Source organism: Pseudorhodobacter sp. W20_MBD10_FR17 (assembly GCF_052119765.1).
Classification (GTDB): Bacteria; Pseudomonadota; Alphaproteobacteria; order Rhodobacterales; family Rhodobacteraceae; genus Pseudorhodobacter.
In genome coordinates, this window is record NZ_JBGQOQ010000003.1 from 179,405 (window position 1) to 193,538 (window position 14,134).

Genomic DNA, 14,134 nt, shown 5'->3' on the forward strand with positions numbered 1-14,134 from the left:
TCAAGCCCCTTTGGAAGCCATGCCTCGATGATTGCGATCCTGTTAAAAACCCTGCCGTTCTTTGCCCTAATCGGGTTGGGCTATTGGGCCGGGCGGGTGCGCTTTTTTACGCCTGAGGCGACGGGTTGGCTGACCAAATTCGTGTTTTACTTTGCGCTATCGGCAATGCTGTTTCGCTTTGCGTCGAACCTGTCGCTGGCCGAAATTTGGGATGGGCGCTTTGTGGCGGCCTATCTTTGGGGCTGCGGCGTGGTGTATGCCATTGCCATGGGGGCCGCATTTTGGCGCGGGATCTCGGTTGAAGAGGCCGCGATTGAGGCGCAATGTGCGGTGATCGGCAACACTGGCTTTCTGGGTGTGCCGATGCTGGTGGTGTTGATGGGGCCACAGGCGGCGGGGCCAATATTGATGGTGCTATCCATTGATTTAATTGTGTTTTCGACGGTTGTGACGCTGATCATTACGGGCGTTCGCCAAGGCCGCATGAGCCTTGGGATCATCAAAGCCTTGGCGATTGGGCTGTTGAAAAACCCGATGATCGTTTCCATGGCGCTGGGGCTGGCATGGTCTGCGACCGGCTTTGCAGTGCCTACGCCGATCAATGATTTCATGGCGCTTTTGGGCGGGGCGGCGACACCCGGCGCGCTGTTTGCCATTGGCGCATCACTGGCAACAAAATCGGCCGAACGGGTGGAGATTGCGGGTTGGCTTTCGTTTTGCAAGTTGGTTTTGCACCCCAGTGCCGTGGCGTTTGCCGCGATCTATTTGTTCCGCGTTGACCCTGGCCCTGCGTCGGTCATGATTGCGGCGGCGGCCTTGCCTGTGGCGGGCAATGTCTACATTCTGGCGCAGCATTTCGGCGTGGCGCCGCATCGGGTTTCGGCCTCGATCCTGATTTCAACCGCGCTGAGCATTCTAACCGTGACGATTGTTATGGCCCTTGTGACGGGCTGAAGGGAAACAAGATGAAGACGATTTCTGAGAACCGCGCTTTTGGCGGCGTACAAGGCGTTTACAGCCACCCCTCTGTGATTTGCGGCTGCGATATGACCTTTGGTCTGTTCTTGCCCGCCGAGGCCGAGCATGAAGCGGTGCCCGTGATTTGGTACCTGTCGGGCCTGACCTGCACGCATGAAAACGCGATGGTAAAGGCCGGTGCGCAGGCTTGGGCGGCAGAACATGGTGTGGCGCTGATTTTCCCCGATACAAGCCCGCGCGGCGCAGGTATTGCCAATGATGAGGCCTATGATCTGGGGCAAGGTGCCGGTTTCTATGTCAACGCGACCGAGGCACCTTGGGCCGATAACTACAAGATGTGGGATTACCTGACCGAAGAGCTACCGCATCTGCTGTTCAGCGCCTATCCGCTGGATGAGGGGCGCCAAGCGATTACCGGCCATTCTATGGGCGGGCACGGCGCGCTGACGATTGCGATGTCGTTCCCCGGCAGGTTCCGGTCAGTTTCGGCCTTTGCCCCAATTGCCAACCCGACCGCCAGCGAATGGGGCCGCAAACAATTCACCGCCTATCTGGGCAAAGATGAGACGAAATGGGCCGCCCATGACGCGACCCTGCTGATGAAAAAGCGCGGTTTTGACGGGCCGATATTGATCGATCAAGGTGCGTCAGACCAGTTTTTGGATAAGCTGATGCCCGAGGTTTTGGCCGAGGCGATGATGGCGGGTCGGCAAAACGCGATGGTGCGGATGCAAAAGGGCTATGACCACAGCTATTTCTTTGTGGCCACGTTTATGGAAGATCACATCGCCTTTCATGCGGACGCACTTTATGCGTAAGGCCCTGTTATGACTGCGATTTACATCGATGCCGATGCCTGCCCCGTAAAGGCCGAGGCCGAAAAGGTGGCCACGCGGCACGGGGTGCGGATGGTACTGGTGTCTAACGGGGGCATACGCCCCTCAGCCAACCCGCTGATCGAAAGCGTATTTGTGGCCGATGGGCCGGACGTGGCGGATATGTGGATCGCCGAACGCGCGGGGGCGGGCGATGTGGTGGTGACAAGTGACATTCCGCTAGCCGCAAAATGCGTCGAGGCGGGGGCAAAGGTGCTGAAACACAACGGCGAGGAGCTGCACACGCGCAATATCGGGCAAGTGCTGGCCACCCGCGACCTGATGCAAGATTTGCGCAGCGCCGACCCGTTTCGGCAAGGCGGCGGCAAACCGTTTTCCAAGGCCGACCGCTCGCGGTTTCTCGATGCGCTAGAGCGGGTTTTGCAAGCGGCCAAGCGCCTGTGACGGGGGCCAACATGTCGCCGTCGGAACAGACAGCATGGGCTTTGGCAGGCCAACTGTGCCGATGAGCAATACCCACCCCCTTGATCGCCGCGTTCTTTTGCTGGGCATAGCCTCGGCCATGGGCGCATCTGTATTTTTCTCAATCAACGACAGTTCGATTAAATTTCTAAGCGGCGGCTATGCGTTACATCAGATTGTGCTGATCCGATCGGCCATCGGCATGGCCCTGATGCTGGCCATTGTGCTGCCGTCGCGCGGCGGGTTGGCGGTGTTTCGCACGCGGCGGCTGGGGCTGCATTTGGTGCGGGGCGGCTTTGTTGTTGTTTCAAATTTTTGCTTCTTCCTAGGGCTGGCGGCGATGCCAATGGCAGATGCGGTGGCGCTGTTCTTTATCGCGCCGCTGTTGATTACAGCCCTTTCGGTGCCGATGTTGGGCGAGAAAGTCGGGCCACGCCGCTGGGCAGCGGTCGGGGTTGGGCTGCTGGGGGTGATTGTGATGTTGCGGCCGGGGGCGGGTATTTTTCACCCTGCGATGCTGCTGCCGCTGTTTGCCGCGTTTTGCTATGCGATGCTGCACATGCTGACACGGCGGATGGGGGCCACGGAAAGCGCGCTGACCCTGACAGTCTATATCCAGCTAACGTTTGTCGTGGTTAGCGTGATCAGCGGCTTGGCCTTGGGGCATGGCAATTTTGCCAGTGAGGATAACCTGTCGATTGCATTTTTAACACGGGCCTGGACCTGGCCCGCGCTGTCGGATTGGCCTGTGCTGGTGCTGATCGGCTGTGCGTCAACGGCGGGGGGCTTTTTGATAACCCATGCCTATCGGTCGTGCGAGGCGGCTTTGGTGGCGCCGTTTGAATATATCTCGATGCCGTTGGCGATTGTGTTCGGGCTGGTGATTTTCGGTGAATGGCCGGACGCACTGGCGTGGGTGGGCATTGCGCTGATTTGCGGCGCGGGGCTGTATACGGTGTGGCGCGAAACACGAGCGAACCCCGCCGCACCACCCCTTGCATCGGCCCCCGGAAACCTGCGATCTTCGGCTTTAGGTGCAGTGGAGAATGACGATGCGGACAGTTGAGGCGGTGGTTTTTGATATCGGCAATGTGCTGATCGAATGGCAACCTGAGCGCTATTACGATGGCCGGATAGGTGAGGCGCGGCGCCGCGAATTATTTGCGGCGATTGATCTGCACGCGATGAATGAACGCATTGATGCTGGCGGCTTGTTTCGCGATACCGTCTATGATTGCGCAGCGGCCAACCCCGATTGGGCAACCGAAATTCGCTGGTGGTATGACCATTGGATCGGCCTTGCCTCGCCCCGGATTGAGCATTCGATCACCCTGCTGCGACGGTTGCGGGCCAAGGGCGTGCCCGTCTTTGCACTGACGAATTTCGGCGATGATGCCTTTTCCTATGCGCAGACGCAGTATGAGTTTTTGAACGAATTCGACCGCGCCTATGTGTCGGGGCGGATGCAGGTGACAAAGCCGGACCCGATGATATACGCGGCGGTTGAGGCGGATTGCGCGATTGCCCCCGAGGCGCTGCTGTTCGCCGATGACCGCGCCGACAACATTCAGACCGCCGCCGCGCGCGGCTGGCAAACCCATCATTTCACCGGCCCGCAAGGCTGGGCTGACCGGCTGGTTGCAGCCGGATTATTGACCAAACAGGAGGCCATGCCATGACTATTGAAACCGTCCCCTTTGCGGCAGAAGCCGTTTTGAACTGGCACACCCTGACCGAAGCCTTAGAGGCTGGCCACCGCCTGCCACGTGCCGAGGTGGCCGATAGCTTTCTCTATCGCGGCACTGACACGCTGCTAAACCGTGCCGCATGGATTGACGGATTGGGGCAGTTGGTGAAAACAGCAACGATTTTTCCGGGCAATGGCGCGCATGGATTGGCCTCGGTCAACGGGGCGGTGACGCTGTTTGCCGATCAAACCGGGGTGCTAGAAGCTTTGGTTGATTTTCATTTGGTGACGAAATGGAAAACGGCGGGCGATAGCCTGTTGGCGGCGAAAAAGCTGGCCCGCAAAGACAGCCGCAAGATACTATTGGTTGGTGCGGGCACAGTGGCGGGCACGATGATTGAGGCCTATTCCAGTGCCTTTGCTGGCGCAGAGTTCACGGTCTGGGGCCGCAATCCGGTGGCCAGCAAAGCCTTTGCCGATGCGCATGGGATTACGGCTGCAACCGACCTTGAAACCGCCGTGCGCGACGCGGATATCATCTGCACGGCCACGATGTCAAAAGAGCCGCTAGTGATGGGGGAATGGCTGCAACCGGGCCAGCATTTGGACCTGATCGGCGCCTACCGCCCCGACATGCGCGAGGTCGATGACGGGGCGATGACACGCGGGCGGCTGTTTGTGGATTCGCGGGCGACCACGGTGCATCATATTGGCGAGATTATGATGCCGATTGCCAGCGGGGCGATTTCCGAGGGCGATATCGCGGCCGATTTCTATGACCTGTCCAAAGGCAATTATGACCGCCGCTCAGATGACGAAATCACGATTGCAAAAAATGGCGGTGGGGCGCATCTGGATTTGATGACTGCCACCTATATTTTGAATGCGTGGCGGGCACGGTAGGCGGCAAACGCGGGCACCTGACAAGTCGGGGATCACCCCCGACTTATGCTTTTTTGCATCTATAGGGCTCGGCTTACTCGCCCAGCCCTGCCTCGGCCTCGATCTGCTTTTTCGACTTACGTGCGCGTTCGGTCGCCGATTTCAACTGGCCACAGGCGGCCATAATATCTTCGCCGCGCGGTTTGCGGATGGGCGAGGCATAGCCTGCCTCATGAATAATATCGGCAAAGGCGTGGATGCGGTTGCCGGATGAGCGTTTATACGGCGCGCCCGGCCATTCGTTGAACGGGATCAAGTTGATTTTGGCCGGAATGCCACGGATCAGCTCAACCAAACGATACGCGTCTTCTTTGCTGTCATTCACGCCGTCGAGCATCACATATTCAAAGGTAATCCGCTCGGAATTGGTCAGGCCGGGATAGTCGCGCAGGGAATCCAGCAGGGCGGCTATGTTCCACTTTTTATTGATCGGCACCAGTTGGTCGCGGACCTCATCCGTTGTGGCGTGGAAGGATACCGCCAACAGGCAGCCAATTTCCTGCGCAGTGCGGGCGATTTCGGGCACAACGCCGCTGGTCGACAGGGTGATGCGGCGGCGGCCAAGCGCGATGCCTTCGCCGTCCATCACGATATTCATCGCGTCGCGGACGTTTTCGAAGTTATACAGCGGCTCGCCCATGCCCATCAGCACCACGTTTGACACAAGGCGCGCGGCGGGGTCGGCGTTCGACGCGCCCTTGACCGGCCATTCGTTCAGATCATCACGGGCCAGCATCACTTGGCCGACAATTTCGCCTGCCGTCAGGTTGCGGACCAGCTTTTGCGTGCCGGTATGGCAAAAGGAACAGGTCAGGGTGCAGCCGACTTGGCTGGAAATACACAATGTCCCGCGATCGGTTTCGGGGATGTAGACCACCTCTACCTCATGCCCGCCTTGAATGCGGACAAGGTATTTGCGGGTACCATCCTCAGACACTTGCTTGGTCACCACCTCGGGCAAGACCAGCTCAAACTTCTCGGCCAGCAAGGCGCGAAAATCTTTGGACAGGTTTGTCATCTCGTTAAAATCGCGCAGGCCAAAGAAATAGACCCATTGCCAGATTTGCCCAACCCGCATTTTCGCCTGCTTTTCGGGGCAACCGGCGGTGATAAGCGCCTCGCGCAGCTGATCGCGCGTCAGACCGATGATATTGGTCTTGCCGCCCTCGGGCAGCTTGCGCGGGATGGTGTGGACGTCTTGGGTGATGGGCGCGGTCATGGCAGGCATCCTATGAGGCAAGAGGCGTCTATAGCGGATTCGCAGGCAAAAGAAAACGCCCCAGCGCACGCGGCACCGAGGCGTCTTGATACGGAGTAGAGATGCTTATTTGCAGCGCTGCTCGGCCTCGCCCATAGCGGCGGTAAAGCCACTAAGCGAGAAGGTGTCTTTGGTTTGTGTGCCACGGGCGGACCGCGCGGTAACGATGGCCGAAGACCCGGCCTTCATCGCAGCCAACAGGCCCGCGTCATCCGAGGTGCTTGCCGGCCAAGCCCATTCGCCATCGCTGAACAAATCAAACGATTTACCATTGATATCGACGTTCACTGTTGAGCCGGGCGCAAACGGATAGCCGCCGGTGAACGAGATTTCGCCCTTGGCACCCGAACCGGGGCGGAAGGTAACGAACATCAAGATATCGCCGCGCCGCACCGAGACGGGCTTGCCGCCGCTGGTGTTAACGGTTTCTTTGGGTTTGGATACGCCCCAGCATTCTTTGGGTTGTTGCCAGACGCAGACGCTCCAATCCGTTTTCGCCGATACGCACTCGGTTTCGGACTGTGCGAAGGCGGCGGAGGCCCCCATCCCGAGCGATGCGCCGATAAGCGCGCCGATGATGTGTGATTTCATGTCGTTCACAGCCTCCAGCTGTTTGATGCCTCTATCCCTAGCCACTTAGCCTATTGTTTTAAGCTTTTGCTGCGGCGCGGGTCGTTTCAACTCGATATTTCATGCATAACGCAAAAAGGGCAGTCCGTAAAAGCCCTATGCGCAGAAAATCGCGCATCTGCGGTAATGAAACTGTGAAGCGGCCTAGGAAAACGGCAATTCGGATGGCTGTTACAGCACTTTGGGGCCGAAGGACAATGAATGGCGGGCACCGATGGCAAGCGGCATACCAGACCTGACGGCATTCCTAAGGCGGCCGACATAAAGAAACGCCGCCAGCCCCTTAATCGGCGCTGACGGCGTTCTTTTCGGCGTAACGGATTGGCCCAGTGATCCGGCCTGAGTGGGGGCAATAAGTCCGAACCACCGAACCAATCTAAATCGCTACTGTCACCTGTATGACGGGGATTCGTGGCAAGAACTGGGCGGCTATAGGGCAAGACTGCGAAGATCCTGCAAAACGTTTGCCTTTTGCTGTGGTGACGGGGCGGACCTAGCCTTTTGCGTTGAAGAAATCCGAGATCTTTTGCGCAAGCGGTTCGGAAATGCCCCCCACGGCCATCAGGTCTGGGATAGCTGCGCGTGACACGGCCTTGGCCGAGCCGAAATGCGCCAAGAGCGCGCGTTTGCGGGCAGCGCCGACGCCGGGGATGTCATCAAGCGGGGTGGCCGAAACCGCCTTGGCCCGTTTGGCGCGGTGGGCGCCGATGGCCCAGCGGTGCGCCTCATCGCGCAGGCGCTGCACGAAGTAAAGGACAGGGTCGTTCATACGCAGCGCAAACGGGCGCTGGCCTGCACGGTGGAATTCCTCTTTGCCGTGATCGCGGTCTACGCCTTTGGCGACGCCGATCATGGCGATATCGTCAACGCCCAACTCGGCCATAATCTCGGCCACGACCGACACCTGCCCTGCCCCGCCATCGATTAACAGCAGATCTGGCCATGCGTCGGATTTACGCTCGGGGTCATCTTTCAGCAGGCGCTCAAAGCGGCGGGTCAGCACCTCTTTCATCATCCCAAAGTCATCCGAGTTGGCGCCGGCTGCGGATTTGATGTTAAACTTGCGGTACTGCGATTTCAGGAACCCATCGGCACCGGCCACGATCATGCCACCCACGGCATTGGTGCCCTGAATATGCGAGTTGTCGTACACCTCAATGCGTTTGGGCGGGGCATCGAGCTCAAATGCCTCGGCCAGCCCACCCAGCAGTTTGTTTTGCGTGGCCGATTCCGACATCTTGCGCGCAAGGCTTTCGCGGGCGTTGCGGGCGGCATTCTCAACAAGCTCGGCCTTTTCGCCGCGTTGGGGCACGATCACCTCAACGCGGCGGCCAGCGCGTTCGGACAGCGCCTGCGCGACCAGATCTTCGTTATCAACAGCATGCGACAGCAGCAACATGCGCGGTGGCTCTTTGTCATCGTAGAATTGGGTGATAAAGGCCTCCAAAATCTCGGGTTCCTCGGCACCGGCGGGGATACGAGGATAGAAATCGCGGTTACCCCAAGATTGGTTCGCACGGATAAAGAAAAGCTGCACGCAGGCCTGCCCCTTTTCCAAATGCAGGGCGATCACATCGGCCTCGGGCACCGTTGCGGGGTTGATGCCTTGGGCCGATTGCACTTGGGTCAGCGCCTTGATCCGGTCGCGCAGGGCTGCGGCGCGCTCAAATTCCATCGCGTCCGAGGCGCGGGCCATTTCAGCGGCAAGGTTGGCCTGAACATCCGTGGTTTTGCCATCAAGAAAGCGCTTGGAATCCGCGACGAGGCGGCCATAATCCTCGGCGCTTATTTTATCAACGCAGGGGCCGGCACAGCGTTTGATTTGATATTGCAGACAGGGACGGGTGCGGCCCGCAAACATCGCATCCGTGCAGTTGCGCAGCAAGAACACGCGCTGAAGCTGGTTCAGGGTGCGGTTTACGGCACCGGCACTGGCGAAGGGGCCAAAGTAATGACCCTTTTCCGAGCGCTTGCCGCGATGCTTTTTGATCATCGGAAAGGGATGGTCGGTAGGGATCAGAATATTGGGAAAAGATTTATCGTCACGCAGCAGCACGTTGTAGCGCGGCTTCAGCTGCTTGATCAGGTTTTGTTCAAGCAGCAGCGCCTCGGTTTCGGTGCGGGTGGTCAGAAACATCATCGTCGCGGTTTCGGTAATCATCCGCTGGATGCGTGCCGAATGGCCGGTGATGCGGGCATAGTTTGACACACGGTTGCGCAGGTTGCGGGCTTTGCCAACATAAAGCACCTCGGATGCAGTGTTCAGCATCCGGTAAACGCCCGGCGACCCGTCAAGCGTTTTCAGGTAGGCCTGTATCACCTCATGCCCGGTGGCAATGCTTGGTGCGTTTTCCGTCACGCTAGATCATCCCTTATGCGGTTCATCGATTCCCTTGGTGCTGCAATGATACAGGGCCAAGGGCAAGAGCAAACCTATCCCCATTTTCTGTGGATAACTCTGTTGAAACTATTCTGGCAGCCTAGATTTCCCCTTGTTTTCAGCCCTCTTCGAGGGTTTGCCCAAAAAATAGGCACATATTCAAGTCATTGCTTTTAAACGTTATTATTTTAAAACACTGGCAAGCGACTGATATGAAAGGAGAAATCATTAAGGTTTTGTAACAATCCTGCGGGCAGTGCACAACTTGTCGCAGGGTAAAGCTGCGGGGCTATTCTACCCCAAGGATATCGGGGGTTTGCCACGCCAAATGCTGGCCACCATCAACGCATAAAAGCTGGCCTGTCACCGAGGGCGCATCAAGGAAATAGCCAAGCGCTGCGGTAACATCCTCGGGGTTTGCACCACGTTTCAGGATGGTATTGGCGCGCTGTCCGGCAAAGTGCTGGACCGATTGGCGCGCGCCTTTCATCGTCGGGCCGGGGCCGATGGCGTTGACCCGAATGGCAGGTGCCAGCGCTTGGGCGGTGGTTTGGGTCAGCGCCCAAAGGCCCATTTTGGCCAACGAGTAGGTTATGAATTCGGGCGTCAGCTTGAGGACGCGCTGATCGACCATGTTAATGATCAGCGAAGGGGCCAGTGCTTCGCCATTTTCATCAATGATCGCGGGCAAGGCTTGGGCTGCAAAGGCCTGGGTCAGCTGAAACGGAGCACGGAGGTTGGAGCCGATGTGCCTGTCCCAGCTGGTGCGGGTGGCAGTGGCGACAGTGTCATGCTCAAAGATAGAGGCGTTATTGACCAGCACCGTCAGCGGGCCCCCCAGGGCTGCTGTGGCGCGGGGGATCAGCGCCTCGGTCTGCGCCTCATCCAGCAGGTCGGCTTGCACAGCCACAGCATGGCGGCCCATGGCAGTAATTTCAGCCACAAGGCTATCGGCCTCGGCTTCAGAGCTGGCGTAATGGACTGCTATGTCATAGCCGCGCCCCGCCAAATACAGCGCCATTGCGCGGCCCAAGCGGCGACCAGCCCCGGTGATAAGTGCGCGCGCCATTCAAGCCACCAATGAGACAGTATAAGCGACATAGGCCGCGACAAAAGCGATGCCCACCGCGCGGGTGATGTGATGGCGCATCAGGATAAACGGGATCAGCAGCAGGGACGCCGCCGCCATGACCCAAAGGTCATAGTTCAGCATGGACGCAGGCACAGCGATGTCGCCGACAAAGCCCGCAACGCCGATAATACCCAGCAAGTTAAACACGTTAGAGCCGATGACATTGCCCATCGCCACATCGGCCTGTTTTTTAAACGCGGCGATGATCGAGGTGGCCAGTTCAGGCAATGAGGTGCCAATGGCGACCAGAGTTAGGCCGATCACGGTTTCAGATATGCCAAAGACGCGAGCGATACTGGCAGCCCCTTCAACCAGAAAGTTCGCGCCAAGTGGCAGACCGATCAGGCCGACAACCAGAAAGGCGATGATTTTCCACCACGGGGCCGAGGGGTCTGCGCCCTCAAGATCATCCTCTGACGCAACGGCACGGGTGCTGCGGGCGGTACGGATGTTGTCGAACAGCATAAATCCGAGGCCGACCAAAAGAATAAGCCCATGCCACCAAGTGATCGGGCCAACAAAGCACAGCGCAATGAACAGCGCCGTGGCGGCTAGCATGGTGATAAAGCCGCGCGATACGCCAAGGTCGCTGGAATGTATGGTGGAAATGATCGCAGGAATGCCCAAAACCAGCAGGATATTGGCGATGTTAGACCCAACCACATTGCCCAGCGCGATGCCCGGCGCGCCATCGGTAACGGCCTTGACCGACACCAACAGCTCGGGCGCCGAAGTGCCAAAGGCGACGACGGTCAGGCCAACGATTAACGGTGGAATGCCCAAACGCAGGCTAAGGTTGACCGCACCACGCACCAGCGCATCGCCAGCCAAAACAAGCAGGATAAGCCCCGCCACCACATACGCAATATCCATCATCATCGACCGGATTATCCTTTGTTAGCAGGGGGCAAGCGGCAATCGCAACCTTTGGACCCAATGATATGGCGGCCGCATTTTTTGCAAAGCTTGGGCTTATTTGCGCGCTTCAGGCCCTTGGGCGCGATTTTACCCAGCCAGCCCAGCTTGCCAAACATCGCCAAGGTGACGATCACGATCAGGAAAATTGTGACGACTTTTATCATTACAGCCCGTAACGCGCCCAGAGTGAGCGGTCTTCAACCTCGGCCATAGCACCCGAGGCGAGAGAGGCACCCATCCCGCCGAAACTAATCCCTAGGCGTTGGAGCATAGATTTCCGCTCGCCCACGATGTTCAGCTTAACTTTGTCGCCATAAAGCGATTTCATCTTGGGGACCAGATGCGCCACGCCGTCGGCCAGCCCAACATCAACCGCGCCCTGCCCTACCCAAACATCGGCGTTAAACAGGTCGGTTGTGGTCGACAGCCGCTGCCCGCGCTGTGATGTGACATGGTTGATAAACGCGTTATGGATCGGCTCTTGCAACGCCTTTAGCCGCGCCACGTCTTCGGGCTTTTCGGGCAGAAACGGGTCGGCCAGCGATTTTGAGGTGCCTGCCGTATGCACGCGGCGTTCAACCCCGTGTTTCGCCATTAGGCCCGGAAAGCCAAAGCTGGCAAAGATCACGCCGATAGACCCCACGATTGAACTGTTATCAACCCAGATATTATCGGCAGCGCAGGCCAGCCAGTACCCGCCCGATGCCGCGACATCCTCAACAAACGCGTGGACAGGGATGCCCTTTTCATCGGCCAACCGCCGGATGCGGGCGGCGATCAGGCTGGATTGCACCGGCGAGCCGCCGGGCGAGTTGATGATAAGGGCCACTGCCGCCGGTTTGCCACGGGTAAAGGCGCGGTCAACCTGCTGGGCAAGGCTTGCATCTGACAGCGCAGGGCTGAAACGACTGCCAGCTCCGATGCTGCCAGACAGCCGGATGACGGGAACGAAGGGCGGTTTTTTCGTGAAGGGGACAAATTTGCGCATGGGCGTCATGTAAGCTGCACAGGGCCGCCCGACAAGAAGGCAGCTGCGGATTCTTATGCGCCGTTGCATTTTTCGTACGTTTGGGGCAGCTTTCGGTGCGGCCCCACCCAATGCGCGGGCCTGTCAGATTTTAATTCCCAATGCCGATCACTGCGCCTGCCAGCAAGGCAACGATTGCGGTTTGGTTGACATAGCCTGTCACCTCTTGGCCGCGCGCCTTTTGAAAGCGGCGGATGGCGCGACGGGTTTTTTCGTCAAAGATACCATCCGCTGTGCCCGGATCAAAGCCGAGGCTTGCCAGCCGTTGCTCGATCAGACGGCGGGTCAGAGAGTTCAGGCCCAACGCATCCTCGGCAGCTTGGGCTGCGGCGCGGGCCTCGCCACGATCGCCAACCCCATCGGCCTCTTGTGCGGCATCAATGCGGGTTTGCGCCTCGGCGACAAAGGCCCCTTTGGGAAATTGGTTCAGGTAGGTGCCATAGCTGTCGCTGGTATTGGTCTGTTCGGCCTGCTGCCATGCCGCGCGGTCGGCAGCGGCGGCTTGGTTTTGGCGGGCAAGATCAAAGGCGGCAAGGCGGTTGGTGGCGATATCGGCATAGAGCCCGTCAGGGTATTGGCGCAGATAGGTGCGCAAACCATCCTCATCTCCGCCTGCCCCGCTGCGCGACCAAAAGCTGCGGTCCTCGACGTCAAGCTGGGCTTGGCGGGCGGCGGCTTCGGCCTCTAACTCGGCGGCGCGACGGTCGGCGGCGGCGGCAAGGCGGTCAAGTTCCAGCGCCGAAAGGTACCCCGTGGCGGGGGCTCTTTGCGCCTTTTGCCACGCGGTTATCGCAGCACGGCTGCCCCTGCCCAAGATGCCATCAATCCCGCGCGTATCGAACCCCAGCAGCGTAAGCTGACGCTGAATGGCACGGCGTTGGTCGCGGCTCAGGTTCAGCGCCTCTTCGGCTTGTTGCGCCAAAAGCATGGGGTCGTTGCGCAGGCGGGTCAGCTCGGTCATCGCGGTGCGATAGTTGGGGCTGGCGGGATAGGTTTGCACAAAGGCCTGATAGGCGGCAATTGTACCTGCCTTTTGCGCGGCGGCCCAAGCCGCGGCCTCTTCGGCGCGGCCTTTTTCGGCATCAACGGTTTTGGTGGGCGTTGTCACTGTCAGCATATCGCGAAAGGCGATGCCTTGGGGCAAATAGCCGCTGCCCGTCAGATCACGCGCACCGCGCAGCATTTGCGCAAGGCTTTGGCCGCGTGTGGTAAGACCCGATTGGACAAAGCGCGACAGATCGGCGGTGCCTCCCTGCACCACCGCCACACCTTGTGGAATTTCCAGATCCCCAAGGCCAGCGGCTATCCCGCGCCCCAGCGACAAGCGGTTGCCATCGGTGCCCAGCATTACCAGCGCCCGCCCCGGCGCAAGGGCGGCAATATCCAGCACCGTCGCAAGGTTAATGGCCGAAGCGCCAATATTGGCCAGCGTCAATGGATCGGCAGGATTGGGCGGCAGGTACCAGGTTTGGCGGTCGGAATGCGCGAAATCACCGGCCAGCAAAATCACTAGCGTATCGGTTGGCCCCAGTTCGCGCAGAACCTGATCCAAGCGACCACGCAGAGCGTCGGCGCCAAGGTTGCTGCCGTCGAGGGTGGTGAAACCGGCAGCGCCCAGCGCGCGCGAGATGCGAAACACCTCGCTTGCCACCGCCACAGTGCTGACGGGATCAGCCGGATCATTCCCGGTAATGAATGAGCGGTCCTCGGCCCAAATCGGGCCCGCCCCAAAGGCAAGACCCATCAAAATTGCGACTGACGCTTTGCGCATAACACCTACTCCCTTGGCCCGATTGCGGATAACTAACTGCACCCTACCACAAAGCTTAGCGGTTTCGCGCAAGGTTCAAAGGGTTAACGCAAGCGTGACGGTTTGGGTTTCAA

At 59.0% G+C, this 14,134-nt stretch carries 14 protein-coding genes; 6 read left to right on the top strand and 8 right to left on the bottom strand.

Annotated elements, in window-relative coordinates; all coding sequences use genetic code 11:
• Window positions 1-27: 27 nt before the first annotated feature.
• The 6 genes from ACEN2J_RS03455 (at window position 28) to ACEN2J_RS03480 (ending at window position 4,866) form a co-directional block, all read left to right on the top strand.
• Window positions 28-954 (top strand): AEC family transporter, encoded by a 927-nt coding sequence (locus ACEN2J_RS03455; protein ID WP_442103303.1) that lies wholly within the window; start codon window positions 28-30, stop codon window positions 952-954.
• Window positions 955-965: 11 nt separating this feature from the next.
• A complete protein-coding gene (fghA, locus tag ACEN2J_RS03460; RefSeq protein WP_442103305.1) occupies window positions 966-1,796 on the top strand; it encodes an S-formylglutathione hydrolase in 831 nt (276 codons plus the stop codon).
• Between the two features lie 9 nt (window positions 1,797-1,805).
• Window positions 1,806-2,258: a YaiI/YqxD family protein gene (locus ACEN2J_RS03465; RefSeq protein WP_442103306.1), complete on the top strand. Its 453-nt coding sequence runs from the start codon at window positions 1,806-1,808 to the stop codon at window positions 2,256-2,258.
• A 61-nt stretch (window positions 2,259-2,319) separates the two neighbouring features.
• Entirely contained in the window at window positions 2,320-3,342 is a 1,023-nt protein-coding gene (locus ACEN2J_RS03470) for a DMT family transporter (RefSeq protein ID WP_442103308.1), read from the top strand.
• Window positions 3,329-3,955 (top strand): HAD family hydrolase, encoded by a 627-nt coding sequence (locus ACEN2J_RS03475; protein WP_442103343.1) that lies wholly within the window; start codon window positions 3,329-3,331, stop codon window positions 3,953-3,955. The genes ACEN2J_RS03470 and ACEN2J_RS03475 overlap by 14 nt, the downstream gene beginning before the upstream one ends.
• Window positions 3,952-4,866, top strand: coding sequence for an ornithine cyclodeaminase family protein (locus ACEN2J_RS03480; protein WP_442103310.1), 915 nt, complete (start codon window positions 3,952-3,954; stop codon window positions 4,864-4,866). Before ACEN2J_RS03475 ends, ACEN2J_RS03480 begins: the two co-directional genes overlap by 4 nt.
• Before the next feature lie 73 nt (window positions 4,867-4,939).
• On the opposite strand, the gene rlmN is transcribed toward ACEN2J_RS03480, so the two are convergent.
• From rlmN to ACEN2J_RS03520, 8 genes are all read right to left on the bottom strand, one after another.
• Window positions 4,940-6,133 (bottom strand): 23S rRNA (adenine(2503)-C(2))-methyltransferase RlmN, encoded by a 1,194-nt coding sequence (rlmN, locus tag ACEN2J_RS03485; protein WP_442103311.1) that lies wholly within the window; start codon window positions 6,131-6,133, stop codon window positions 4,940-4,942.
• Window positions 6,134-6,229: 96 nt separating this feature from the next.
• Window positions 6,230-6,754: an invasion associated locus B family protein gene (locus tag ACEN2J_RS03490; protein ID WP_442103313.1), complete on the bottom strand. Its 525-nt coding sequence runs from the start codon at window positions 6,752-6,754 to the stop codon at window positions 6,230-6,232.
• Window positions 6,755-7,286: 532 nt separating this feature from the next.
• Window positions 7,287-9,152, bottom strand: coding sequence for an excinuclease ABC subunit UvrC (gene uvrC / locus ACEN2J_RS03495; RefSeq protein WP_442103315.1), 1,866 nt, complete (start codon window positions 9,150-9,152; stop codon window positions 7,287-7,289).
• 310 nt (window positions 9,153-9,462) lie between these two features.
• Window positions 9,463-10,242, bottom strand: a complete 780-nt coding sequence (locus tag ACEN2J_RS03500; protein WP_442103316.1) for an SDR family oxidoreductase — start codon at window positions 10,240-10,242, stop codon at window positions 9,463-9,465.
• Window positions 10,243-11,181 carry a calcium/sodium antiporter gene (locus ACEN2J_RS03505; protein WP_442103345.1) on the bottom strand — a complete coding sequence of 313 codons (939 nt, stop codon included), beginning with the start codon at window positions 11,179-11,181 and terminating at the stop codon, window positions 10,243-10,245.
• Window positions 11,182-11,192: 11 nt separating this feature from the next.
• Window positions 11,193-11,387 (bottom strand): hypothetical protein, encoded by a 195-nt coding sequence (locus ACEN2J_RS03510; RefSeq protein WP_442103317.1) that lies wholly within the window; start codon window positions 11,385-11,387, stop codon window positions 11,193-11,195.
• The gene (locus tag ACEN2J_RS03515; protein ID WP_442103319.1) at window positions 11,387-12,211 is read right to left on the bottom strand and encodes a S49 family peptidase; all 825 of its coding nucleotides are present in this window, start codon (window positions 12,209-12,211) and stop codon (window positions 11,387-11,389) included. Before ACEN2J_RS03515 ends, ACEN2J_RS03510 begins: the two co-directional genes overlap by 1 nt.
• Before the next feature lie 130 nt (window positions 12,212-12,341).
• Window positions 12,342-14,021: a peptidoglycan-binding domain-containing protein gene (locus ACEN2J_RS03520; protein ID WP_442103321.1), complete on the bottom strand. Its 1,680-nt coding sequence runs from the start codon at window positions 14,019-14,021 to the stop codon at window positions 12,342-12,344.
• Window positions 14,022-14,134 lie beyond the last annotated feature (113 nt).

What these genes read in the sequence shown, in the direction of transcription:
- ACEN2J_RS03455 (WP_442103303.1), top strand. Translation starts at nt 28, where the DNA reads ATGATTGCGATCCTGTTAAAAACCCTGCCGTTCTTTGCCCTAATCGGG.
- fghA (WP_442103305.1), top strand. Translation starts at nt 966, where the DNA reads ATGAAGACGATTTCTGAGAACCGCGCTTTTGGCGGCGTACAAGGCGTT.
- ACEN2J_RS03465 (WP_442103306.1), top strand. Translation starts at nt 1,806, where the DNA reads ATGACTGCGATTTACATCGATGCCGATGCCTGCCCCGTAAAGGCCGAG.
- ACEN2J_RS03470 (WP_442103308.1), top strand. Translation starts at nt 2,320, where the DNA reads ATGAGCAATACCCACCCCCTTGATCGCCGCGTTCTTTTGCTGGGCATA.
- ACEN2J_RS03475 (WP_442103343.1), top strand. Translation starts at nt 3,329, where the DNA reads ATGCGGACAGTTGAGGCGGTGGTTTTTGATATCGGCAATGTGCTGATC.
- ACEN2J_RS03480 (WP_442103310.1), top strand. Translation starts at nt 3,952, where the DNA reads ATGACTATTGAAACCGTCCCCTTTGCGGCAGAAGCCGTTTTGAACTGG.
- rlmN (WP_442103311.1), bottom strand. Translation starts at nt 6,133, where the DNA reads ATGCCTGCCATGACCGCGCCCATCACCCAAGACGTCCACACCATCCCG.
- ACEN2J_RS03490 (WP_442103313.1), bottom strand. Translation starts at nt 6,754, where the DNA reads ATGAAATCACACATCATCGGCGCGCTTATCGGCGCATCGCTCGGGATG.
- ACEN2J_RS03500 (WP_442103316.1), bottom strand. Translation starts at nt 10,242, where the DNA reads ATGGCGCGCGCACTTATCACCGGGGCTGGTCGCCGCTTGGGCCGCGCA.
- ACEN2J_RS03505 (WP_442103345.1), bottom strand. Translation starts at nt 11,181, where the DNA reads ATGATGGATATTGCGTATGTGGTGGCGGGGCTTATCCTGCTTGTTTTG.
- ACEN2J_RS03510 (WP_442103317.1), bottom strand. Translation starts at nt 11,387, where the DNA reads ATGATAAAAGTCGTCACAATTTTCCTGATCGTGATCGTCACCTTGGCG.
- ACEN2J_RS03515 (WP_442103319.1), bottom strand. Translation starts at nt 12,211, where the DNA reads ATGCGCAAATTTGTCCCCTTCACGAAAAAACCGCCCTTCGTTCCCGTC.
- ACEN2J_RS03520 (WP_442103321.1), bottom strand. Translation starts at nt 14,021, where the DNA reads ATGCGCAAAGCGTCAGTCGCAATTTTGATGGGTCTTGCCTTTGGGGCG.